Genomic DNA, 22,946 nt, shown 5'->3' with positions numbered 1-22,946 from the left:
ATTTGTGCGGCGGATCGAGACATGTTTAAAAATGGCTTGCCATATTAAACATAGTGTGTGATAACACGTTTTGGGTCAAACGAGGTACAGTTCTGTTTATGTGTGGCATTTTCAGTAAAGAAGTCCTGAGTAAACACGTTGTCGTTGAATACCGCTTCTCTGCCGAACCTTATATTAGTGCCTCATGCAGTAATGTCTCAGTTTTATCTCAGTTAATGCCTGCGGGCTAAGAAAACACTCTAAGGAATTTTGCAAAATGGCAAAGATTAAAGGTCAAGTTAAGTGGTTCAACGAGTCTAAAGGTTTTGGTTTCATTACTCCTGCCGACGGCAGCAAAGACGTGTTCGTACACTTCTCTGCAATCCAGGGTAACGGCTTCAAAACTCTGGCTGAAGGCCAGAACGTTGAGTTCGAAATTCAGGACGGCCAGAAAGGCCCAGCTGCAGTTAACGTAACTGCTATCTGATCGAACCGCTGTTGACTGAAGTGCCCGGCACTTCACTCTCAGACATAAAGCCTCGCCTGTCGCGGGGCTTTTTTATGTCCCTTATCTTTCAAAATATTACCATCCGCGGTCTTGTTAGTAACTTGTTGCAAAGCTGCGAGGTTAGTAGCACTGTTTCGCCACCTTCTCGCCGTCTTTTCCCGTTAAATCAGGGCGTTGTTTTACAGCCCTGGGGTTCAGGTGAAGAAGACATTGATAACAGCAACTGGAAATTTCACGCCGGCGCGTTTTGCTCTGCTCTGTTTAGCTATTTTTTGTAGTCTGGCTTTTCTGCTGGGGCGCGTTGCCTGGCTGCAAATCATCAAGCCTGACAATCTGGTGAAGCAGGAGGATATGCGATCCCTCCGTCAGCTGGCGATTGATGCGCCGCGCGGTATGATAATGGATCGTGAGGGTCGCCCCCTGGCGGTGAGCGTGCCTGTCCAGGCCGTCTGGGCCGATCCTAAAACGGTGCTGGCAAAAGGGGGCGTCGGCCTTGATGAGCGCTGGCAGGCGCTGGCCAGCGCGCTGCATCTCTCCCTCGGCACACTCTCGGCACGCATCAACGCCAACCCACAGGGCCGTTTTATTTACCTTGCCCGTCAGGTCGATCCTGCGCAGGCAAAGTGGATCGACAAACTGAATCTGCCCGGCATCAATTTGCGCGATGAGTCCCGCCGTTTTTATCCTGCTGGCCATGTGGCAGCGAACCTGATTGGCTTCACCAATATTGACGGGCAGGGCATCGAAGGTGTGGAAAAGAGCTTCAACGCGCAACTCACCGGCAAGCCGGGTGTGCGTCAGGTTAGGGAAGATCGCTATGGACGCGTGGTTGAAAACCTGACCGAAATTGCGCCCGCACCGGCGCATAACATCCAGTTAAGTATTGACGAGCGGCTGCAAACCATCACCGAAGATGCGCTCGACAATGCCGTGGCCTGGAACAAGGCCGAGTCGGGGGCGTCGGTGCTCATTAATATCCCAACCGGGGAAATCCTCGCCATGGCGAGCTACCCGGATTTTAACCCCAATAATCGTGAAGGGGCGACGATAAACGATTTTCGCAATCGCGCAATCAGTGATACGTTCGAACCCGGTTCAACCGTCAAGCCGCTGGTGCTGATGACGGCTCTGCAGCAGGGGCTGGTCCAGCCGGACAGTGTGATTGACACCCACCCGTATACCCTTGACGGACATCGCATTCGCGACGTGGGCTTTTACCCTGAGCTGACAATGACCGGGATCCTGCAAAAATCGAGCGACACCGGCGTTTCCCGACTTTCGCTGGCGATGCCTGTCCAGCATCTCATCGATACCTATCGAAACTTTGGTTTTGGCACCAATACGGGGCTTGGCTTAACGGGGGAAAGCTCGGGGCTGTTGCCACAGCGTAAATACTGGAGCCAGCTCGATCGCGCGACCTTTGCCTTCGGCTACGGGCTGATGGTTACGCCGCTCCAGCTGGCCCACGTCTACGCCACGATTGGTGGGTACGGGCTTGAGCGTCCGCTCTCGATCACCCGCATCGATCCCCCCGTTATCGGGCATCGCGTCATGCCGGAAGAGATTGCCCATGAAGTGGAGCACATGATGGAGAGCGTTGCGCTGCCGGGCGGCGGAGGCGTTAAGGCTGCCGTGCGTGATTACCGGGTGGCGGTGAAAACCGGTACGGCGAAGAAAATTGACGATAGCGGGAAGTATGTCGATAAATACGTCGCCTACACGGCGGGGGTTGCCCCTGCCAGCAATCCGCGTTTTGCCCTGGTGGTGGTGATTAACGATCCGCAAAACGGGGCTTACTACGGCGGGGCCGTCTCTGCCCCTGTCTTCAGTGAGATTATGGGTAACGTGCTGCGTCTGGAGAATATCAAACCTGACGGGTTACCGGCGGGGTCCGATCACCTTATCGTCATGCGCTAACCGGGCGTTTATAACAGGGGCGAATAGCGGTACACTTCGCCCTTTGATTATGCTCCGGAGTTGCCATGTCCTTCAGCTGTCCCCTTTGCCACGCCCCCCTGACGCACTCAGATAAACGGTATACCTGCCCGCAGGGGCATCAGTTTGACCGGGCAAAAGAAGGCTACGTGAATCTTCTGCCGGTCCAGCATAAGCGTTCCCGCGATCCTGGCGACAGTGCTGAGATGATGCGGGCGCGCCGCGCGTTTCTCGATGCCGGACACTATCTGCCGCTGCGGGAGGCCGTCACGCAGATGCTCAATGACATTCTGTCTGCTTCAGCCACCGCCATGCTCGATATCGGCTGTGGGGAAGGATACTACACCGCACGGTTTGCGGAGGTTGCTCGTGAGAAGGGCGCGCAGACATTCGGTCTGGACGTGTCGAAAGTGGCCATACGCGCGGCGGCAAAGCGTTATACCGACGTGACGTTCTGCGTGGCGTCCAGCCACCGGCTGCCGTTTGACGATGCCAGCATGGACGCGGTTATCCGCATCTACGCGCCGTGTAAGGCAGAGGAGCTGGCGCGCGTGGTGAAGCCGGGCGGATGGGTGGTCACCGTGACCCCAGGCCCGCGTCATCTGATGGAGCTGAAAGGGCTGATCTACGACGAAGTGCGTCTGCATGCCCCGAATTCAGAGCAGCTGGGCGGTTTTACCCTGAAGCAAGCGGAATCAGTGGCGTACGAAATGACGCTGAAAGGGGAAGAGGCCGTCGCGTTATTGCAGATGACGCCGTTCGCGTGGCGGGCAAAACCGGAGGTGTGGGAAACGCTGGCGGCACATTCAACATTTCGCTGCCAGACGGACTTCAGCATCCACATCTGGCAGCGCGAAGATTAACCGGCGAAGTGTGCCCAGAGGATCTGGGCGCCAATGCCAATCAGCACTATTCCCCCGAGGATCTCGGCGCGTTTACCCAGCAGCGGGCCGATAAACCGTCCGACCATCATGCCCAGTGTGGACATAATCAGGGTTGCACAGCCAATAGCCAGCGCGGTGGCGATAATATTGACCTGCAGAAATGCCAGACCCACACCAACGGCCATCGCATCAAGGCTGGTGGCAATGGCGGTGGTGACCAGCAGCCAGAAGCCGTGGCGATGCTGCGGCTCCTCGTGTTCATCATCACCGCCGCGAAAACCTTCAATGACCATTCGGCCTCCGAGGAACACCAGCAGGACGAAGGCAATCCAGTGGTTCCACTCCAGCACGAACTGGCTGGCGAGCATGCCAAGTCCCCAGCCGATAAGCGGGGTTAGCGTTTCGATAGCGCCAAAAATCAGGCCGGTACGCAGGGCTTCTGAGAATTTAGGTTTGTGTAGCGTGGCGCCTTTTCCGATGGAAGCAGCGAATGCGTCCATGGACATGCCAAAAGCGAGAAGGATCGTAGCGGAGATATTCATAACAGCGTCCAGACCGGGGATATCCATATGACACATCACTGCCCCCAGTAAACAGCAGTTGATGTATCTATGGTCTCGCCTGATCGCAATGCACATAAGATGTGCGGTAAGCGATCCGTACGTGCCACGTTTTTCAACGAGTATGTTGACACGTACATTTCCTGTGAACAGGAAATCGGCTACTCCCCAACGACGGGCGCAACCTTAACATATTTTGAGAATATAAAACAACAATGAAAAGGCATTATTTAAAACGTTTATTGATAACGATTTTCATTTGTCTTTTATCGTGAAAATATCGTTAACAAATAGCGTTCAAATTAGCGGTGGGGATATAGCTTCGGCTATATTTCTTGCGCAAAATAAACACAGGATATAGCCGTTGCTATATATCTAACTCATTGAGTTTTAACGAGTAACTTGTATATCTTTTCCAGGTCATCAATATTCTTCACCCGAATAAGCAGGCGGCGTTGTTCTAATTGCATCACCAGCACGCCGTCTTCGGATAAATTCATCTCTTTAATACGGTTATATTCTATCCATACATTGGCGAAGAAGAATCCGTGGGATTTAAAAATGATTTTTGGCGTGCGGATCCAGAACAGATAAATCGCCATTAATGCCAGCGCACATAATAACCATGTGGTTAATAATGCACCATGGCTGGTGACGTTATTGTAAATAAGAATGGCGATGAGACCCACGAAGATAAAGGCATCCACGCGCCCGCGTCGTAGCAGGGGAAGGGAGAGCAGCGTCTCGCCGTGACGGCGGGGCATAATGAACTCGTCATAGATCGCGTAAGCCAGAAGGGCAACAACAAATAAAACCAGTACGATGTCCGTGACAGTCATTCATCCTCCAGATAAAAAAAACCGGGGGCAAGCCCCCGGCCTATAGCATTGATACTTACAGACCCAGCAGGCCGACGGCGTAGCCCGCAATACCGATGACGAAGAAGCCAACGATGATCCACAGCGGGTTCACTTTCTTACGCAGCAGCCACATACAGGCGAAGGTCAACAGCAGCGGGACCAGGCCCGGCATCAGCTGATCCAGAATCGTCTGTACGGTGGTGACGCGGGTCTGACCATCCTGTCCGGTGATGGTCGATACCACCAGCGGGATATTCACGTGCGTCCATTTGTTTACCAGCGCGCCCATGACAAACAGGCCGAGGATTGACGCCCCCTCAGTCAGTTTCTGCAGGAAGCCGCCGCCCATGTCCTTAACGATGTCCACCCCTTTACGGTAGCCGTAGGCCACGCCGTAGTAACGGGTCAGCAGACGCACGGCGTTGAACAGGATGAAGAACAGCAACGGGCCAAGCAGGCTGCCGCTCATCGCGATACCGGCACCCAGTGCCGCGAAGACCGGACGCACGGTACCCCAGAAGATAGGGTCACCGACACCGGCCAGCGGACCCATCAGACCGACTTTGATACCGTTGATGGCACCATCGTCAATCTCTGCGCCGTTTGCACGCTGCTCTTCCATCGCCAGCGTTACGCCCAGTACAGGGGCAGCAACGTAAGGATGGGTGTTAAAGAATTCCAGGTGACGCTTGATGGCCTGACGGCGTGCTTCGTTGTTTTCCGGGTACAGGCGTTTGATCGCCGGTACCATGGAGAAGCAGAAGCCCAGCGCCTGCATACGTTCGAAGTTCCATGAACCCTGAAACAGGTTAGAACGGATGAACACGCCACGAATATCACCCGGAGTGAGTTTTTTCTCGGTGGTAGTTTTTGTCATATCAACCATTTCGCTCACCTGTTAGTCCAGTTCGTTATCGAGATCGTTGTTACCAGCAGCCTGCGCTGGGGCACCCGCGACGCGGTTATATTTCGGGCTGAGCTGGATGTAGAGAATCGCCATCACCGCACCGATCACACCCAGTGCAACCAGATTGAAGTTGGTGAAGGCCGCGGTCACGAAGCCGAGGTAGAAGAACGGCATCAGGTAGCCTGCGCGCATCATGTTGATGACCATCGCATAACCAACGACCACGATCATACCGCCCGCGATGTTCAGGCCGCCGGTGACCACTTCAGGAATGGCGTTCAGCATGCTCTGGACTTCACTGGTACCCACAGAGATCGCGACGATAACCGCCGGGATTGCGATACGCATCGCCTGCAGGAACAGGGATGAAACGTGGATCCATGACAGGGCCGTGAGGTTGCCATTGTCGGCCGCCTTATCCGCCGCGTGCTGGAAGGCAACGGTGATCGTACGAACGATGATGGTCAGAACCTGGCCTGCGGCTGCCAGCGGGATTGCCAGGGCGATACCTGCACCAATACTCTGGTGACCGGCAATAACCAGAACGGTAGAAATGATAGAGGCCAGCGCGGCATCGGGCGCAACCGCCGCACCGATGTTCATCCAGCCCAGGGCGATCATTTCCAGGGTACCACCGATGATGATACCGGTTTTCATGTCACCCAGAACGGCCCCAATCAGCGTACAGGCCACCAGAGGACGGTGGAACTGAAATTCATCAAGTACGGATTCCATACCCGCAATACATGCGACCACGAACACCAGCACAATCTGAAGAGTGGTAATCTCCATTGTACTTCTCCTATTACATAAGCATTATGTGAAAAACCGGCGCGGGCTTATTTCCCAACTTTGCCGATCAAATCCATCATTTTCAGTTTCTGGTCCGTGGAAACCTTACGGGCTTCCAGCTCAATACCGCGTGCATTCAGCTTGTTGAATGCTTCGATATCTTTCGCATCGACTGAAATGGCGTTGTTGACCTGCGTTTTGCCCTGACGGAATGCCATACCACCAATGTTAACGGAGGTGATTTTCACGCCGCCTTCAACAATGCGCTCAACGTCTGTCGGGTTAGTGAACAGGAGCATCACGCGTTCGCCCGCATATTTCGGGTTGTTGTATACGCGAATCATCTTGGCGACATCCACAACGTGCGCGGTAACGCCAGGAGGAGCAACCTGAGTCAGAAGGGTTTTACGTACGGTATCAGCGGCCACTTCGTCGCTGACCACGATAATGCGTCGAACGTTGGTCTCTTTGGTCCAGCGCGTGGCTACCTGACCGTGGATTAAGCGGTCATCAATACGCGCAAGGCCGATCACCATGTAATCATTCGGGCCCATCGGTTTTGCCGGTGCCGCCGCTTTCGGTGCCGCTGCAGGCGCAGGGGCAGGTTTTTCAACCGGCTGTGCCTTCAGGGCCTTAACCCCTTCGCGGCCGGTTTCAACAGCCAGTGCAACCAGCTCATCGAAGGACGGATTGTCGTCGCGTGCCATAAGGGTTTCCACCAGCATGGGAATATTGACCCCGGCGACAACTTCATAGTGCTCTTTATCGACGACAATGCGGCTGGCAGCATTGAACGGGCTGCCGCCCCATGTATCAACGAGAAACAGCACGCCTTTGCTGGTATCCAGCTTCTCGAGCTGAGCGTTGTACTTCTCTATCAGCGTCTCGGCGTTTTCACCGGGAACGAAATCGATCCAGCCGACGTTTTCCTGCTCGCCCAACAGCATCTCTGCCGTTTTGAGTAGCTGCTCAGCAGCCCAACCATGTGTGCCTATGACAATAGCAATGGTCACTTGCTACCTCCTTTTATTATCATTAATACGCCTGCCAGGCAGTCGTACTGAGAATCGTATTGGCGAACCGAATCGATTCAGATAAGGGTTAGAGTTCAAAAAACTAAGACTTCCGCGAATTATTTTAGATAGTGAAAAAATAATTTATGTGATGAAGATCCGTAATTTAGCCACGCGTTACAGAATTATCTGTAGCGTAAAGCCGCTGTGTTACAGAACTTTGCAAAGGAACGTAAATCTTTGCTAAAAACACAGTCTCTCTGATATGTTTAGCCTCCGTTTAATTGTTCAGGAGTATAGGGCTCCAGCCCACTATATGGACCGTCACCGACGTCAGTCATCTTCCAGGCCATTTCGCGCCTTTTTCACCGGCGATCCTCGCCACGTATCGACTCTGTCTGCCTCTGTTTTGCCCACATTGAGTGGGGCACCGTTTCGTCATTCCTTTAGCAGGAGCTTGTCATGGAATTCTTAATGGACCCGTCAATCTGGGTGGGATTGCTCACGCTGGTGGTGCTGGAGATCGTTCTCGGCATTGATAACCTGGTGTTTATCGCGATTCTTGCGGATAAGCTGCCGCCAAAACAACGTGATAAAGCGCGTCTGATTGGACTCTCGCTGGCGCTGGTCATGCGACTGGGGCTGCTCTCCGTCATCTCGTGGATGGTCACGCTGACCAAACCGCTGTTCTCCGTCATGGATTACACCTTCTCCGGCCGTGATTTAATCATGCTGATCGGGGGGATATTCCTGCTCTTCAAAGCGACGACAGAACTTCATGAGCGGCTGGAAAACCGTCAGCACGATGATGGGCACGGTAAAGGCTATGCCAGTTTCTGGGTGGTGGTGCTGCAGATCGTGGTGCTGGATGCGGTCTTCTCGCTGGATGCGGTGATCACGGCGGTCGGCATGGTGAACCATCTGCCGGTCATGATGGCAGCGGTGGTTATTGCGATGGCGGTCATGCTGCTGGCGTCGAAACCGCTGACGCGTTTCGTGAACCAGCATCCAACGGTGGTGGTACTGTGTCTGAGCTTCCTGCTGATGATTGGTCTGAGCCTGGTGGCGGAAGGCTTTGGCTTCCATATTCCGAAAGGCTACCTGTACGCCGCGATTGGCTTCTCGATCCTGATCGAGCTGTTCAACCAGATTGCGCGCCGTAACTTTATCAAGCAGCAGTCAAATCAGCCGCTGCGCGCCCGTACCGCAGATGCCATTCTGCGCCTGATGGGCGGTCGTCGTCAGGTGAATGTGCAGTCTGATTCCGAAAACCACAACCCGGTTCCGGTCCCGGAAGGGGCGTTTGTGGAACAGGAACGCTACATGATTAACGGCGTGCTCTCTCTGGCCTCCCGTTCGCTGCGCGGCATCATGACGCCGCGCGGGGAGATCAGCTGGGTCGATGCTAACCTGAGCGTTGATGAAATTCGCCAGCAGCTGCTCTCTTCACCGCACAGCCTGTTCCCGGTATGTCGTGGTGAACTGGATGAGATCATCGGCGTGGTGCGGGCGAAAGAGATGCTGGTCGCCCTGGAAGAGGGCGTTAACGTCGAAGCCGTTGCTGCTGCATCGCCTGCGATTGTGGTGCCGGAAACGCTGGATCCGATCAACCTGCTCGGGGTGCTGCGCCGCGCTCGCGGTAGCTTTGTTATTGTCACCAACGAGTTTGGCGTGGTGCAGGGGCTGGTGACGCCGCTGGACGTGCTGGAAGCGATCGCCGGTGAATTCCCGGATGAAGACGAAACGCCGGAAATTGTTGCCGATGGCGAAGGCTGGCTGGTTAAAGGTACCACCGACCTGCACGCGCTCTCGCACACGCTGGGGCTGGAAAACGTGGTCAACGATGAAGAAGACATCGCGACCGTTGCCGGTCTGGTTATCGCCGTAAATGGCCAGATCCCGCGTGTTGGCGATGTGATAGAACTGCCGCCGCTGCATATTACCATTGTCGAAGCCAACGACTATCGCGTTGATATGGTCCGTATTGTTAAAGAACAATCTGCCCACGACGAAGATGAGTAAGTCTGCTTAACGCAGCGGCATTAAGGGTACGATGTGCCCGTTATGACGCGCTGGCGGGGGAGCACTTCCCGCCAGCCAGTCTGGAAAGTCCCGTAGCGGCATCGGCCGCGCATAGAAAAAGCCCTGCAGGACTGGAACGCCATGACGGCGTAAATAGCGCGCCTGCTCTTCCGTTTCGACCCCTTCCGCAACCAGCTCGATATTCAACCGCTGGCCAAGCGCAATGATCATGTCCGTCACCGTTGAATTCACGGCATCCGTGCCAATGGCGGTGGTAAAGGACTGGTCAATTTTCAGGACGTCCGGATGCAGCTTTTCAAGCCAGGAGAGGGAGCTGTTCCCGGTGCCAAAATCGTCGATAGCGAGCTTCACCCCTTTGCGATGCAGTTCGCGCACGATGCGATAATCCGCGTCCAGCAGCGCATCCCGTTCCGTGAGTTCAATCACCAGCTGCTGTCGCGGATTGGCGCTGAACCAGAGACGGTTCAGGTCCTGTACCAGTACAGCGTGACGGAAGTGGCTGGCGGCAACGTTAATGCCGATGTGGAAACCGGCGCTGGACGGGAAGTAGCCTATCTGGCGCACCGTTTCGGCGATGACATAGCGGGTCAGGGGGACAATCTGGTTATGTTCTTCTGCCAGAGGGATAAACACCTCCGGAGTGATCCAACCCTGACGGGGGTTATTCCAGCGCAGCAGGATCTCAACGCCCGTGCACGCCTGGGTGCGGGCATTCACCAGCGGCTGGCAGAAAAGCTCAAATTCCCGCGCCGCAATGCCCATATCGATCTCCCACGTAAAGCTCATCCGGTTTGCCGTCGCCAGCCAGGCGAGATAGCCCAGCAGCAGGCTGAGCATCAGCCCCAGCGGCAGCTGGGCGGGCAGGCTTTTTAAGGCTAACTCACCGGGGCCAGGTCCGCTGACCGTAATGGTGAAAGGATTTCGGGTTGATGACTGCTGGAAAAGGGCGCTCTCTTCATCAAACGTCAGACTGTCGGTGACGCGTTGACCGTAGCGTAAAAAACGATCGCCGACTGTCAGCACCACGTCATTGATGAGCGGACGCTGGGGCTCGAGGATCATTCTGGCGATCAGGTCGATATTAATAATCTCGACGACGCCTTCTTCACCGTCCTGGGAGACGGGATACCACTGGATCAAAACAGGGCTGCCCTTAAGCAGCCACTGGTCGGTCGATAAAATCAGCTTCGCCGTGCTGGCGGGGAGTTCCTGAAGGAAGTCACGGACAGGCTCGCTGCGGCTGCCGAAAATACTCGAACAATACAGGATTCCGTCTTTAATCAGGGCGATAGAACGTACCGTCTGCAAAATGGCTGCCTGCTGTCGCAGCGCCAGCTGCACCTGCGGGCAGGGCTGTCCCACCAGCGGCTGCAGCACGTTGCGGTGGTTTTCCAGGGAAAGCAAAACGTTATCAAGGGCGCGAACGGTATGGCTGGTAAAATCGAGGATCCGCTGTTGGTTAACGTTGCGCTGGGAAATAAAGCGAATGCCCAGCGTCAGGATGAGCGTGAGGAGCGCAACCGTCACACAGACGATAACGCGTTTTCGGCGATAGTTTTTAATGATCGTTTGTGCAGTTTGCATGAACGGTCGCCTGATAAGCCACCAGCCACAAAAGCCGGACGCAACAGTAAAAGTGTAGTGGGGAAAGCAGAAGGAGACGAGGAAGAAGAGGGAAATTCGCCCATCCGTTGCAGATGGGCGAAAGGCAGTATTAGTCGCACTGCACCTTAATGGCCAGGCCACCACGGGACGTCTCGCGGTATTTCGCGTTCATGTCTTTGCCCGTTTCGTACATGGTTTCAATCACCTTATCCAGCGATACGCGAGGTTCGCTGGTACGGCGCATCGCCATACGTGAGGCGTTGATGGCTTTCACCGAGGCAATCGCGTTACGCTCAATGCACGGCACCTGCACCTGGCCCGCGACCGGATCGCAGGTCAGACCGAGGTTATGTTCCATACCGATTTCAGCCGCCACGCAGACCTGCTCAGGGCTTGCACCCAACAGCTCTGCCAGACCTGCTGCCGCCATGGAGCAGGCCACGCCGACTTCACCCTGACAGCCCACTTCCGCACCGGAGATGGAGGCATTCATCTTGTACAGCGCGCCAATGGCACCTGCTGCCAGGAAATAACGGATATAGATGTCCGGCGTCACGGGCTCAATAAAGTGGTCGTAATACGCCAGCACCGCAGGAACAATGCCGCACGCGCCGTTGGTTGGCGCCGTCACGACGCGGCCACCGGCGGCGTTCTCTTCGTTAACCGCAAGTGCAAACATATTCACCCAGTCGACCACGTTCATCGGGTCGTTGGAGAATTTGTCCGTGGTCACCAGCATACGGCGCAGAGCAGAGGCACGACGCGGCACGCGCAGCGGACCCGGCAGAACCCCTTCAGTGTTCATCCCGCGATCGATACAGGCGCGCATGGTTTGCCAGACGTTGGCAAAATAGTCTTCAATCTCTTGTTTGCTGTGCAGCGCCAGTTCGTTCTGCATCACCATGCCGGACAGGGAAAGACCGGTCTGTTTGCAGTAACCCAGCATCTCGGTCGCCGATTTGAACGGGTACGGTACGCTGACGTCGCCGACGCTGTCTTTGCCAAAATGCTCTTCATCCACGATGAAACCACCGCCGATGGAGTAGTACGTTTTGCTGTAAATCTCTTTTTCACCGCTATAAGCGTGAATGGTCATGCCGTTTTCATGCAGCGGCAGGTTGTCGCTACGGAAACGCATGCCGTCATCCTGCGGAAAATCGACTTCCTGCTGGCCGTTTGCCAGCAGCAGGCGGCCGCGTGTTTCCACGTCGCGGATGAATGCCGGGATGGCATCAATATCAACGGTATCTGGCATATTGCCTGCCAGACCCATAATAATGGCGATATCGGTGTGGTGGCCTTTACCCGTTAATGACAGCGAGCCGTAAACATCCACGGCGACACGGGTAACGCTTTCCAGTAATCCTTTTTCGACCAGATCATCGACGAACTGTTTACCGGCCTTCATCGGGCCAACAGTATGGGAAGACGAAGGGCCAATTCCCACTTTGAACATGTCGAATATACTAATCACTTTCACACTCCTGACAGGGTTACCGGGGTTCCAGTAACGATGTTATAACTGCGCATAGTGTAAGAGGGAACACCGACCTCGGCTTAACTATTCACATGAATTAAACTAATGGTTAACGATGGGTTTTGCTAATAGCGCGACGCAGATCGCAAACCTGGCAGAAGAGGGCGGAATGTAAAGTATAGTCAAGGCTTCAGGCCGATTTGCAACGCCAGCTCACGAATAATGCCCGCCGTCATGCCCCAGACAAAATAATGCTGATACCAGGACAACCAGACCCGATGGTCATGCCCACGACGCTGAATATCCAGCGGGTGATAACGACTCAGTCGGAGGGCTTCATCCAGCGGCATTTCAAACACCGCGGAGACTTCATCGACGCTGGCGTGATACTGCAGGCCCGGTGGGATAATGCCGACCACCGGCGTGACCTGAAAACCGGTGACGCTGTCGACGGGCGGCAGCACGCCGATGACCTCAACGGCCTCCGGCGGAATGGCAACCTCTTCCTGCGCTTCGCGCAGCGCGGCGGCAATCAGCGAGGCGTCGGAGCTGTCTACCGCGCCCCCCGGAAAAGCGACCTGACCCGCGTGCTTGCGTAAATGGGCGGAACGCTGGGTGAGCAGCAGGCCCGGTTGCGCGCGACGCACGACCGGGATCAGCACGGCCGCCTGACGTTGATTCAGCGCTTCGCGGTTGACCTGCGGCCTTAGTAGCTGAAAGCGAGATAAAAAGTCATCCAGCGTCAGATTCTCTTTTTCCACCCGTGTTTACTCCAGTTGTTTCAGAATACGGTTAACTTTATCAAAGGTTTCCTGATATTCCGCATCGACCTGGCTGTCGGCAACAATGCCGCCCCCGGCCGAACAGTAAAGGTTTCCGTTGCAGGCGGTCAGCGTACGAATGGTAATGCTGGTATCCAGCGTGCCGCACAGGCTGATATAGCCGATGCTACCGCACCAGGCATTGCGGCGGTGGGGCTCCAGCTCATCAATGATCTCCATTGCCCGCACCTTCGGCGCGCCGGTGATGGAGCCGCCCGGGAACGCGGCGCGCAGAAGATCGCAGGCCGTGCGCGAGTCAGGCAGCCGCGCGGTAATGGTGCTGACCAGATGATGCACCGCCGGGAAAGGCTCAACGACAAACAGTTCCGGCACGCGGACGCTGCCCGGCACGGCCACCCGGCCAATGTCGTTACGCATCAGATCGACAATCATCAGGTTTTCGGCGCGGTCTTTTGGCGAGGCGGCCAGTTTTTCCGCCTGCTGACGGTCGGCGTCGGGATCGGCAAGGCGTGGAAGCGTGCCCTTAATCGGGCGGGTTTGAATCGTGCCCTCGGCCAGATGAATAAAACGCTCGGGCGACAGGCTGAGGATCGCCCCCTGTTCCAGACGCACAAAGGCGCTGAACGGCGCCTTATTGCTGGCATTAAGACGGGTAAACGCCTGCCACTCATCTCCCCGATAGGTCGCCTCGAAGCGCTGGGCGAGGTTAACCTGATAGCAGTCGCCGCTTTGCAGATACGCCTGAACGCGCGCGAATTTTTCGCCATACTCCGCGGCGCTCATGTTGGAGCGCCAGCCGGAGGTCAGCGTGAACGTCTCTGCGGGTGCAGCCTGTTGCGCCTCAAGCCAGGCCAGACGCGCCTGCACGTCACGATGGCTCAGCAGGGAAACCGTTTTTTTCTGGTGATCGACAATTAACGCCCAGTCATACAGCCCCACGGCCATGTCGGGCAGGGGGATATCAGCCTGCGCATGCTCGGGCAGCGTTTCGAAACGGCGACCCAAATCGTAGCCAAACAGGCCCAGCGCGCCCCCCTGAAAAGGAAGATCCGGGTTGGGTGTGGCAGATAAGCCCAGCGCGTTAATGTCGTGCTGAAGCTGCACCAGCGGATCGTCCGTCAGCGACAGGTCATCGGTTGTCAGCGTCTTCAGCGGATCGGCGACCAGAATATCAAAGCGGCTATAGGGATGGTCCGCATGGCCGGAGTGCAGCAGCATCGCAAACGGAAGATGGCTCAGGCGGGCAAACCAGTATTCAGCGGCGTCTGTCCGCCAGGGCAGGGTAATAACAGTGGGGAAGCGCATGTTCATGTGTGGCATACTACCGGGCAGCGTGAAATAATTAGCGCGAATAATTTAGCAGGAGTTGACGATGTTTGCAGGTTTACCTTCTCTGAGCCATGAACAGCAGCAGAAAGCGGTTGAGCGAATTCAGGAACTGATGTCCCAGGGGATGAGCAGCGGACAGGCGATTTCCCAGGTGGCGGAAGAACTGCGCGCCACGCATACCGGCGAGCGGATCGTGGCGCGTTTCGAGGATGAAGATGAAGAGTGATCGGGCTTAAACCGCCGCGATAATCTTAATCTCTACCTTGTATTCCGGCTTCATCAGCGTGGCCTGTACGGTGCAACGTACAGGCGCGTGACCCGCCACCACCCACGCGTCCCAGGCTTTGTTCATTGCCGCGAAGTCATCTTTGTTTGCCAGGAAAATCGTCGCATCCAGAATGCGGGATTTGTCGCTGCCCTGTTTTTCCAGCACCGCGTCAATCTGCGCCAGGGTATTGGCCGTCTGCTCGAACGCATCCGCGTCCAGGTTAGCCGGGACGCCGGTGTAGTAGAGCGTCTGGTTATGGATCACCACATCAGACCAGCGGGCTTCGGCATCAATGCGCACAATTGTCATAAACGTTTCCTCGTTATTTTTCGTCGTCAGGCGGCAAGACTGCCATATTGTTCATCTGTCGTCACTATTTGGGGTGGCACATGAGTGGATGGGCTGACATAATCCCTGTGCAAAAATACAGTGAGAGAGCACCGTGGCAGACGATTTTTCCCCTGAAGGTCAATTAGCGCAGGCTATCCCCGGCTTCAAACCCCGTGAGCCTCAGCGACAGATGGCGCACGCCGTTGCACGCGCCATCGATAAGGCTCAGCCGCTGGTGGTCGAAGCCGGTACCGGCACGGGTAAAACCTATGCTTACCTTGCGCCGGCGCTGCGGGCGAAAAAGAAGGTGATTATTTCCACCGGTTCGAAGGCGCTGCAGGATCAGCTCTACAGCCGCGATTTACCCACCGTGGCAAAAGCGCTGAAATATAAAGGCCGTCTGGCCCTGCTGAAGGGGCGATCCAACTATCTCTGCCTGGAACGCCTTGAGCAGCAGGCGCTGGCGGGCGGCGACCTGCCGGTGCAAACCCTGAGCGACGTCATTATCCTTCGCGCCTGGGCGAACCAGACGGAAGAGGGCGATATCAGCACCTGCGCGAGCGTGCCGGAAGACTCTCCCGCCTGGCCGCTGGTGACCAGCACCAACGACAACTGCCTCGGCAGCGACTGCCCGCTGTATAAAGACTGCTTCGTGGTGAAAGCGCGCAAAACGGCGATGGATGCGGATGTGGTGGTGGTGAACCACCATCTGTTCCTTGCGGATATGGTCGTCAAGGATAGCGGTTTCGGCGAGCTGATCCCGGAAGCGGACGTAATGATCTTCGACGAAGCCCACCAGCTGCCGGACATCGCCAGCCAGTACTTTGGTCAGTCGCTCTCCAGCCGTCAGCTGCAGGATCTGGCGAAAGATTTCACCATTGCTTACCGGACCGAACTCAAAGATACCCAGCAGCTGCAGAAGTGCGCCGACCGTCTGGCGCAGAGCGCGCAGGATTTCCGTTTACAGCTCGGCGAGCCGGGCTATCGCGGTAACCTGCGCGAGCTGCTGGCGGATAAAAACATCCAGCGTGCGCTGCTGCTGCTCGATGATGCCCTTGAGCTCTGCTACGACGTGGCAAAACTGTCACTCGGCCGCTCCGCGCTGCTGGATGCGGCCTTCGAGCGCGCCACGCTCTATCGCGGGCGGCTCAAACGGCTGAAAGAGATTAACCAGCCGGGTTACAGCTACTGGTACGAGTGCACTTCGCGCCACTTTACCCTGGCGCTGACGCCGCTGACGGTGGCGGATAAATTTAAAGAGGTGATGGCGCAGAAGCCGGGCAGCTGGATCTTTACGTCGGCAACCCTGTCGGTGAATGACGATCTGCACCACTTCACCGAGCGCCTCGGCATTGAGCAGGCGGAATCGCTGCTTCTGCCCAGCCCGTTCGATTACGAAAAGCAGGCGCTGCTCTGCGTGCCGCGCAATTTGCCGCTTCCCAACCAGCCGGGTGCGGCCCGTCTGCTGGCGGCGATGCTGAAGCCAATGATCGAGGCCAATAACGGCCGCTGCTTTATGCTCTGCACCTCCCACGCCATGATGCGCGACCTCGCCGAGCAGTTTCGCGCTACGATGACGTTGCCGGTGCTGTTGCAGGGCGAAACCAGCAAAGGCCAGCTTCTGCAGCAGTTCGTGAGTGCCGGTAATGCCCTGCTGGTCGCAACCAGCAGCTTCTGGGAGGGGGTGGACGTGCGCGGCGACACGCTTTCGCTGGTGATCATTGATAAGCTACCGTTTACCTCCCCGGACGATCCGCTGCTGAAGGCGCGGATGGATGACTGTCGTCTGCGCGGCGGCGATCCGTTTGACGAGGTTCAACTGCCGGATGCGGTCATTACGCTTAAGCAAGGGGTAGGGCGCCTAATCCGTGACGTCACAGACCGCGGCGTGCTGGTCATCTGCGATAACCGGTTGGTGATGCGTCCTTACGGTGCGACTTTCCTTGCAAGCCTGCCGCCCGCGCCGCGGACGCGGGACATAAAACGCGCGGTGCGTTTCCTGGCAAACCCAACGGCGGAGTAATTTACCCCGGAGTGTGCTAAGATGCGCGCCATTTTGTGACTGACCCTTGCGAGAGCGCGACGACCGATGCGAATTCTGGCTATTGATACCGCGACAGAGGCTTGCTCTGTTGCCCTGTTGAACGACGGTGCTGTTTCTGCCCATTTCGAAGAGTGCCCACGGGAACACACCCAACGCATTCTGCCCCTGGTAAAAGCCATTTTAACCCAGGGAAACACCTCCTTAACCGACCTCGACGCGCTGGCCTTTGGCCGCGGCCCCGGCAGCTTTACGGGCGTACGTATCGGGATTGGCATTGCGCAGGGGCTGGCGCTGGGCGCCGAACTGCCGATGATCGGTGTCTCTACCCTCGCCACCATGGCGCAGGGCGCATGGCGCACGACCGGGGCAACGCGCGTCCTGGCAGCGATTGATGCCCGCATGGGCGAAGTCTACTGGGCCGAATACACCCGTGACGAGCAGGGCGTGTGGCACGGTGAAGAGACGGAGGCCGTGCTTAAGCCAGAAGCGGTGACAGAACGACTGAAGCAGCTGTCCGGCGAGTGGGCGACCGTCGGCACGGGCTGGCCAGCGTGGCCTGAGATGGCGAACGACACCGGGTTGACGCTGGTGGACGGCAACATGCTTCTGCCGGCTGCGGAAGATATGCTTCCGATTGCCAGCCAGTTGCTCGCAGCAGGCAAAACCGTGGCTGTTGAACAGGCGGAACCGGTTTATTTGCGAAACACCGTCGCGTGGAAGAAACTTCCGGGCCGCGAGTGAATCTCAGTAACAGGAACTGAGAAAAAGGAGTCGCATCATGGCGGTTCAGACTAAAGTAGTACGCCTTATTATGGCAGGCGCGGTTGCCATAGCACTGAGCGGATGCGTTTCCGTTCCTGATGCGATTAAGGGCAGCAGCCCGACGCCACAGCAGGATCTGGTTCGGGTGATGAATGCGCCTGAGCTGTACGTGGGCCAGGAAGCGCGCTTTGGCGGTAAGGTGATTGACGTACAAAACCAGCAGGGGAAAACCCGCCTGGAGATCGCCACCGTTCCGCTGGACAGCGGCGCGCGGCCTGTACTGGGCGAGGCCTCCCGGGGACGTATCTATGCGGACGTCAGCGGGTTCCTCGATCCGGTCGATTTTCGCGGACAGCTGGTGACCGTCGTCGGGCCGATTACCGGCGCCGTACAGGGCAAAATCGGCAACACGCCGTATAAATTTATGACCATGCAGGTCAACGGATACAAGCGCTGGCGGCTGGCCCAGCAGGTGATCATGCCGCCGCAGCCGATCGATCCGTGGATGTGGGGTCCGCATCCCTATCGCTATGGCTACCCGGGCTGGGGCTGGTATAACCCGGGACCTGCACAGGTACAGACGATCGTTACTGAGTAACTTACTGTTATTGTTAGAAAAGAGACAGCGGCTCAGCCGCTGTCTCTGTTTTTTTACGGATAAAACGAAAAAAAAGAGTGACGCGCTTCGCAACCTTAAATCTGAACAATTAATAAACTGGTACGCTGAGTTAATATAATGTTAACAAACTGTTTATTATCGGGGTTGTGATGACGACGAACACTCATTTCAGAGGTGATGCATTGAAGAAGGTTTGGCTTAACCGTTATCCCGCAGATGTTCCTGCTGAGATCAATCCTGACCGTTATCAATCCCTGGTGGAATTATTTGAACACTCGGTAAGGCGCTACGCGGATCAGCCCGCATTTGTGAATATGGGCGAGGTGATGACGTTCCGTAAGCTGGAGGAGCGCAGCCGGGCGTTTGCGGCGTATCTGCAGGAAGGGCTGGGGCTGCAAAAAGGGGATCGCGTCGCGCTGATGATGCCGAACCTGCTGCAATACCCGGTGGCGCTGTTCGGTATCCTGCGTGCCGGGATGATCGTCGTCAACGTCAACCCGCTGTATACCCCGCGCGAGCTGGAGCATCAGCTGAACGACAGCGGCGCGGTTGCGATTGTCATTGTGTCCAACTTTGCCCATACGCTGGAAAAAGTGGTCGACAAAACCCAGGTGAAACACGTCATCCTGACGCGCATGGGGGACCAGCTCTCTACCGCCAAAGGCACGCTGGTTAACTTTGTCGTCAAATACGTCAAACGTCTGGTGCCAAAATACCATCTGCCGGACGCTATCTCCTTCCGCCGCGCGCTGCATGCGGGCTATCGGATGCAGTACGTCAAGCCGGAAGTGGTCTCAGAAGATCTCGCCTTCCTGCAGTATACCGGTGGCACCACCGGCGTGGCGAAAGGCGCTATGTTGACCCACCGCAACATGCTGGCGAACCTTGAGCAGGTCAACGCAACCTACGGGCCGCTGCTTCATCCCGGCAAAGAGCTGGTCATCACGGCGCTGCCGCTGTACCACATTTTCGCACTGACCATGAACTGCCTGCTGTTTATTGAGCTGGGCGGTCAAAACGTGCTGATTACCAACCCGCGTGATATCCCGGGGCTGGTGAAAGAGCTGGCAAAATACCCGTTCACCGCCATGACTGGGGTAAATACCCTTTTCAACGCGCTGCTTAATAACAAAGAGTTCCAGCAGCTGGACTTCTCCACGCTGCACCTCTCTGCGGGCGGCGGTATGCCGGTTCAGCAGGCGGTGGCCGAGCGCTGGGTGAAGCTCACCGGTCAGTATCTGCTCGAGGGCTATGGCCTGACGGAATGCGCGCCGCTGGTCAGCGTTAACCCGCATGACATCGACTACCACAGCGGAAGCATTGGTCTGCCCGTTCCTTCCACTGAAGCGAAACTGGTCGATGATAACGATAATGAAGTTGCGCCGGGTGAGCCGGGTGAGCTGTGCGTCAAAGGTCCACAGGTGATGCTGGGCTACTGGCAGCGTCCCGACGCGACTGACGAAATCATCAAAGACGGCTGGCTGCATACCGGTGATATCGCGGTGATGGATGACGAGGGCTTCCTGCGCATTGTCGATCGCAAGAAAGATATGATCCTGGTCTCCGGCTTCAACGTCTATCCGAATGAGATCGAAGACGTAGTCATGCAGCACAGCGGCGTACTCGAAGTGGCAGCGGTCGGCGTGCCTTCCGGCAGCAGCGGTGAAGCGGTGAAGATATTTGTGGTCAAGAAAGATCCTTCTCTCACCGAGGAAGCGCTGGTAACGTTTTGTCGTCGTCAGCTGACGGGCTATAAAGTGCCGAAGCTGGTGGAATTCCGCGATGAGCTGCCGAAATCCAACGTCGGGAAGATATTACGACGAGAATTACGTGACGAAGCCCGTGCCAAAGTAGACAATAAGGCCTGAGCTACACGTTAATCGCCCAGACGCCGGTTAAGCCGGCGTTTTTTATGGGCGCAAACAAAAGAGAATCCGATTTGAATTACCAGATGATCACGACCAACGACGAGCTGGCTTCGCTGTGCGAAGTGACGCGCGACTTTCCTGCCATTGCCCTGGATACCGAGTTTGTCCGTACCCGGACGTACTATCCGCAGCTGGGGTTGATTCAGATGTACGACGGTAAAAACGTGTCGCTGATCGACCCTCTCGGCATTACCGACTGGACGCCGATGCGCGACCTGCTGCTCGATACCGCCGTCACGAAATACCTGCATGCAGGCAGTGAAGATCTGGAAGTCTTTCTGAATACCTTTGGCATCATGCCTCAGCCGCTGATTGATACGCAGATCCTCGCGGCGTTCAGCGGTCGCCCGCTCTCATGGGGCTTTGCCGCCATGGTGGAGGAGTATACGGGCCTGACCCTGGATAAAAGCGAATCCCGTACCGACTGGCTGGCGCGTCCGCTTACCGCCCGCCAGCTGGAGTATGCGGCGGCTGACGTGTTTTACCTGCTGCCGATCGCTGGACAGCTGATGAAAGAGGCGGAAGCCTCCGGATGGCTCCCGGCAGCGCTGGATGAGTGCCGTATGACCCAGCAGCGTCGTCAGGAAGTGGTGGATCCGAAAGAGGCCTGGCGCGACATCAGCAACGCCTGGCAGCTGCGCACGCGTCAGCTGGCATGCCTGCAGCTGCTGGCAGACTGGCGCTTGCGTAAAGCGCGCGAGCGCGATCTGGCCGTTAACTTTGTCGTCCGCGAAGAACATCTCTGGGCGGTGGCGCGCTATATGCCGGGCAGCCTTGGCGAGCTGGACAGCATTGGGCTTTCGGGCAGTGAGATCCGTTTCCACGGCAAAACCCTGCTGGCGCTGGTCGCAAAAGCGCAAGAATTACCCGACGACGCGCTGCCGGAACCGCTGCTGAACCTGATGGATATGCCGGGCTATCGCAAAGCGTTTAAAGATATCAAAGCGCTGGTGCAGACGGTGGCAACGGAAAGCAAGCTGAGCGCGGAACTGCTCGCCTCACGCCGTCAGATTAATCAGCTGCTGAACTGGCACTGGAAGCTGAAGCCGCAGAATGGCGTACCGGAAATGATGGCGGGATGGCGCGGGGAATTGATGGCCGATCGCCTGAATACGCTGCTGGAAGGTTATCCGCGATAAAAAATATGCCGGGTGATAACCCGGCATATTCCCCCGGTGGCGCTGCGCTTACCGGGGCTACGAAATCATAAATCTACGGACGCGACTCTTCCGCTTCCGGGAGCGTCACGTTCAGCTCCAGAATCGAAATATCCCCGTCTTTTTGTTCCAGCTGCACCGTCACCATCTCCGGGTCAATCTGCACGTACTTACAGATCACTTCCAGGATGTCCTTACGCAGCTGCGGCAGGTAGTGAGGCTCGGCGTCGCTACGACGACGCTCCGCAACGATAATTTGCAGACGTTCTTTTGCGATGTTGGCGGTGTTCTTTTTCCGCGAGAGAAAAAAGTCCAGTAATGCCATAACTTATCCTCCGAACAGGCGTTTGAGGAAACCTTTCTTCTCTTCTTCAATGAAGCGGAAAGGACGTTCTTCTCCCAGCAGACGGTCAACGGTATCGGCGTAAGCTTTACCTGCATCTGCCATTGTATCCAGGATCACTGGCTCGCCCTGGTTAGAGGCGCGTAACACGGACTGATCTTCCGGGATAACGCCCACCAGCTTAATGCGCAGGATCTCCAGCACGTCTTCCATGCTCAGCATGTCACCTTTGTTCACGCGGCCCGGGTTGTAGCGGGTGAGCAGCAGGTGTTCTTTAATCGGGTCTTCGCCATTTTCCGCACGACGGGATTTAGAGGCGAGGATCCCGAGAATACGGTCTGAGTCACGCACGGATGAAACTTCAGGGTTGGTGGTGATGATCGCTTCATCAGCGAAGTAGAGCGCCATCAGAGCACCGGTTTCGATGCCGGCAGGGGAGTCACAGACGATGAAGTCGAACTCCATTTTTTTCAGCTCGTCGAGCACCTTTTCTACCCCTTCACGGGTCAGGGCGTCTTTGTCACGCGTCTGAGAGGCCGGGAGAATGTAGAGGTTCTCGGTGCGCTTGTCTTTAATCAGCGCCTGGTTCAGCGTGGCATCGCCCTGAATGACGTTCACGAAGTCATACACGACGCGACGCTCACATCCCATGATGAGGTCGAGGTTACGCAGGCCGATATCGAAGTCGATAACGACGGTTTTCTTTCCCTTCTGGGCCAAACCAGTAGCGATGGCCGCGCTGGAGGTGGTCTTGCCAACGCCTCCTTTACCCGAAGTAACAACAATAATGCGTGCCATAGAAATTCCTTGTTAAAAAGGGA

General features: G+C 56.3%; 23 protein-coding genes, 1 pseudogene and 1 riboswitch. Of the genes and pseudogenes, 12 read left to right on the top strand and 12 right to left on the bottom strand.

The window, feature by feature from the left end; genetic code table 11:
* Positions 1-98 precede the first annotated feature (98 nt).
* From V1572_RS16440 to rlmA, 4 genes and pseudogenes are all read left to right on the top strand, one after another.
* Positions 99-243: pseudogene (locus V1572_RS16440) on the top strand (DUF2627 domain-containing protein).
* 13 nt (positions 244-256) lie between these two features.
* A complete protein-coding gene (gene cspE / locus V1572_RS16435; protein ID WP_001062678.1) occupies positions 257-466 on the top strand; it encodes a transcription antiterminator/RNA stability regulator CspE in 210 nt (69 codons plus the stop codon).
* Between the two features lie 219 nt (positions 467-685).
* On the top strand, positions 686-2,404 hold the full coding sequence (gene ftsI, locus V1572_RS16430; RefSeq protein ID WP_045908232.1) for a peptidoglycan glycosyltransferase FtsI: 1,719 nt from the start codon (positions 686-688) through the stop codon (positions 2,402-2,404).
* 65 nt (positions 2,405-2,469) lie between these two features.
* A complete protein-coding gene (gene rlmA, locus V1572_RS16425) occupies positions 2,470-3,285 on the top strand; it encodes a 23S rRNA (guanine(745)-N(1))-methyltransferase (protein ID WP_395299385.1) in 816 nt (271 codons plus the stop codon).
* Here the strand turns inward: rlmA and mntP are convergent.
* The 5 genes from mntP to manX form a co-directional block, all read right to left on the bottom strand.
* On the bottom strand, positions 3,282-3,848 hold the full coding sequence (gene mntP, locus V1572_RS16420; protein ID WP_045908281.1) for a manganese efflux pump MntP: 567 nt from the start codon (positions 3,846-3,848) through the stop codon (positions 3,282-3,284). The two genes, rlmA and mntP, sit on opposite strands and share 4 nt — an antisense overlap.
* A gap of 10 nt (positions 3,849-3,858) precedes the next feature.
* Positions 3,859-4,048, bottom strand: a riboswitch (yybP-ykoY riboswitch).
* A gap of 198 nt (positions 4,049-4,246) precedes the next feature.
* Complete coding sequence (locus V1572_RS16415) at positions 4,247-4,705, bottom strand: DUF986 family protein (protein WP_048029444.1); 459 nt, start codon at positions 4,703-4,705, stop codon at positions 4,247-4,249.
* Positions 4,706-4,760: 55 nt separating this feature from the next.
* The gene (locus V1572_RS16410) at positions 4,761-5,612 is read right to left on the bottom strand and encodes a PTS mannose transporter subunit IID (protein ID WP_006810994.1); all 852 of its coding nucleotides are present in this window, start codon (positions 5,610-5,612) and stop codon (positions 4,761-4,763) included.
* 12 nt (positions 5,613-5,624) lie between these two features.
* Positions 5,625-6,425: a PTS mannose transporter subunit IIC gene (gene manY / locus V1572_RS16405; RefSeq protein ID WP_024909729.1), complete on the bottom strand. Its 801-nt coding sequence runs from the start codon at positions 6,423-6,425 to the stop codon at positions 5,625-5,627.
* A 47-nt stretch (positions 6,426-6,472) separates the two neighbouring features.
* Entirely contained in the window at positions 6,473-7,438 is a 966-nt protein-coding gene (gene manX / locus V1572_RS16400; protein ID WP_045908235.1) for a PTS mannose transporter subunit IIAB, read from the bottom strand.
* Between the two features lie 265 nt (positions 7,439-7,703).
* Between manX and V1572_RS16395 the strand changes: the two genes are divergently transcribed.
* Together V1572_RS16395 and yoaE are read left to right on the top strand one after the other, a co-directional pair.
* Positions 7,704-7,913, top strand: a complete 210-nt coding sequence (locus V1572_RS16395) for a protein YoaL (protein ID WP_072052259.1) — start codon at positions 7,704-7,706, stop codon at positions 7,911-7,913.
* Entirely contained in the window at positions 7,901-9,460 is a 1,560-nt protein-coding gene (gene yoaE / locus V1572_RS16390; RefSeq protein WP_008500492.1) for a CNNM family cation transport protein YoaE, read from the top strand. Before V1572_RS16395 ends, yoaE begins: the two co-directional genes overlap by 13 nt.
* A gap of 6 nt (positions 9,461-9,466) precedes the next feature.
* On the opposite strand, the gene V1572_RS16385 is transcribed toward yoaE, so the two are convergent.
* The 4 genes from V1572_RS16385 to pabB form a co-directional block, all read right to left on the bottom strand.
* Complete coding sequence (locus V1572_RS16385; RefSeq protein ID WP_069719002.1) at positions 9,467-11,065, bottom strand: cyclic diguanylate phosphodiesterase; 1,599 nt, start codon at positions 11,063-11,065, stop codon at positions 9,467-9,469.
* A 130-nt stretch (positions 11,066-11,195) separates the two neighbouring features.
* Complete coding sequence (gene sdaA, locus V1572_RS16380; protein WP_008500494.1) at positions 11,196-12,560, bottom strand: L-serine ammonia-lyase; 1,365 nt, start codon at positions 12,558-12,560, stop codon at positions 11,196-11,198.
* A 185-nt stretch (positions 12,561-12,745) separates the two neighbouring features.
* Positions 12,746-13,324 carry a CoA pyrophosphatase gene (locus V1572_RS16375; RefSeq protein ID WP_045908238.1) on the bottom strand — a complete coding sequence of 193 codons (579 nt, stop codon included), beginning with the start codon at positions 13,322-13,324 and terminating at the stop codon, positions 12,746-12,748.
* 6 nt (positions 13,325-13,330) lie between these two features.
* Complete coding sequence (gene pabB, locus V1572_RS16370; protein ID WP_325841801.1) at positions 13,331-14,656, bottom strand: aminodeoxychorismate synthase component 1; 1,326 nt, start codon at positions 14,654-14,656, stop codon at positions 13,331-13,333.
* A gap of 61 nt (positions 14,657-14,717) precedes the next feature.
* Between pabB and V1572_RS16365 the strand changes: the two genes are divergently transcribed.
* Complete coding sequence (locus V1572_RS16365) at positions 14,718-14,900, top strand: YoaH family protein (RefSeq protein WP_008500497.1); 183 nt, start codon at positions 14,718-14,720, stop codon at positions 14,898-14,900.
* Between the two features lie 6 nt (positions 14,901-14,906).
* Here V1572_RS16365 and V1572_RS16360 read toward each other — a convergent pair whose 3' ends face one another.
* Positions 14,907-15,251 (bottom strand): RidA family protein, encoded by a 345-nt coding sequence (locus tag V1572_RS16360; protein WP_008500498.1) that lies wholly within the window; start codon positions 15,249-15,251, stop codon positions 14,907-14,909.
* A 133-nt stretch (positions 15,252-15,384) separates the two neighbouring features.
* Here V1572_RS16360 and V1572_RS16355 point away from each other — a divergent pair, with 133 nt between their 5' ends.
* From V1572_RS16355 to rnd, 5 genes are all read left to right on the top strand, one after another.
* Positions 15,385-17,295, top strand: a complete 1,911-nt coding sequence (locus V1572_RS16355; protein WP_325841229.1) for an ATP-dependent DNA helicase — start codon at positions 15,385-15,387, stop codon at positions 17,293-17,295.
* Positions 17,296-17,361: 66 nt separating this feature from the next.
* On the top strand, positions 17,362-18,057 hold the full coding sequence (gene tsaB, locus V1572_RS16350) for a tRNA (adenosine(37)-N6)-threonylcarbamoyltransferase complex dimerization subunit type 1 TsaB (RefSeq protein WP_045908240.1): 696 nt from the start codon (positions 17,362-17,364) through the stop codon (positions 18,055-18,057).
* Between the two features lie 37 nt (positions 18,058-18,094).
* Positions 18,095-18,676 carry a Slp family lipoprotein gene (locus V1572_RS16345; protein WP_028018678.1) on the top strand — a complete coding sequence of 194 codons (582 nt, stop codon included), beginning with the start codon at positions 18,095-18,097 and terminating at the stop codon, positions 18,674-18,676.
* A 203-nt stretch (positions 18,677-18,879) separates the two neighbouring features.
* Entirely contained in the window at positions 18,880-20,565 is a 1,686-nt protein-coding gene (fadD, locus tag V1572_RS16340; RefSeq protein ID WP_074180385.1) for a long-chain-fatty-acid--CoA ligase FadD, read from the top strand.
* Between the two features lie 71 nt (positions 20,566-20,636).
* On the top strand, positions 20,637-21,764 hold the full coding sequence (gene rnd / locus V1572_RS16335) for a ribonuclease D (protein WP_111967062.1): 1,128 nt from the start codon (positions 20,637-20,639) through the stop codon (positions 21,762-21,764).
* Between the two features lie 73 nt (positions 21,765-21,837).
* Here the strand turns inward: rnd and minE are convergent, their stop codons facing one another.
* Together minE and minD are read right to left on the bottom strand one after the other, a co-directional pair.
* On the bottom strand, positions 21,838-22,107 hold the full coding sequence (gene minE / locus V1572_RS16330) for a cell division topological specificity factor MinE (RefSeq protein ID WP_008500504.1): 270 nt from the start codon (positions 22,105-22,107) through the stop codon (positions 21,838-21,840).
* 3 nt (positions 22,108-22,110) lie between these two features.
* Positions 22,111-22,923 (bottom strand): septum site-determining protein MinD, encoded by an 813-nt coding sequence (minD, locus tag V1572_RS16325; protein ID WP_008500505.1) that lies wholly within the window; start codon positions 22,921-22,923, stop codon positions 22,111-22,113.
* Positions 22,924-22,946 lie beyond the last annotated feature (23 nt).

This window comes from Enterobacter quasiroggenkampii, from assembly GCF_043972695.1.
Classification (GTDB): Bacteria; Pseudomonadota; Gammaproteobacteria; order Enterobacterales; family Enterobacteriaceae; genus Enterobacter; species Enterobacter quasiroggenkampii.
The sequence above is the reverse complement of the archived record's forward strand: the minus strand, read 5'-3'. Positions and strand labels throughout refer to the sequence as shown.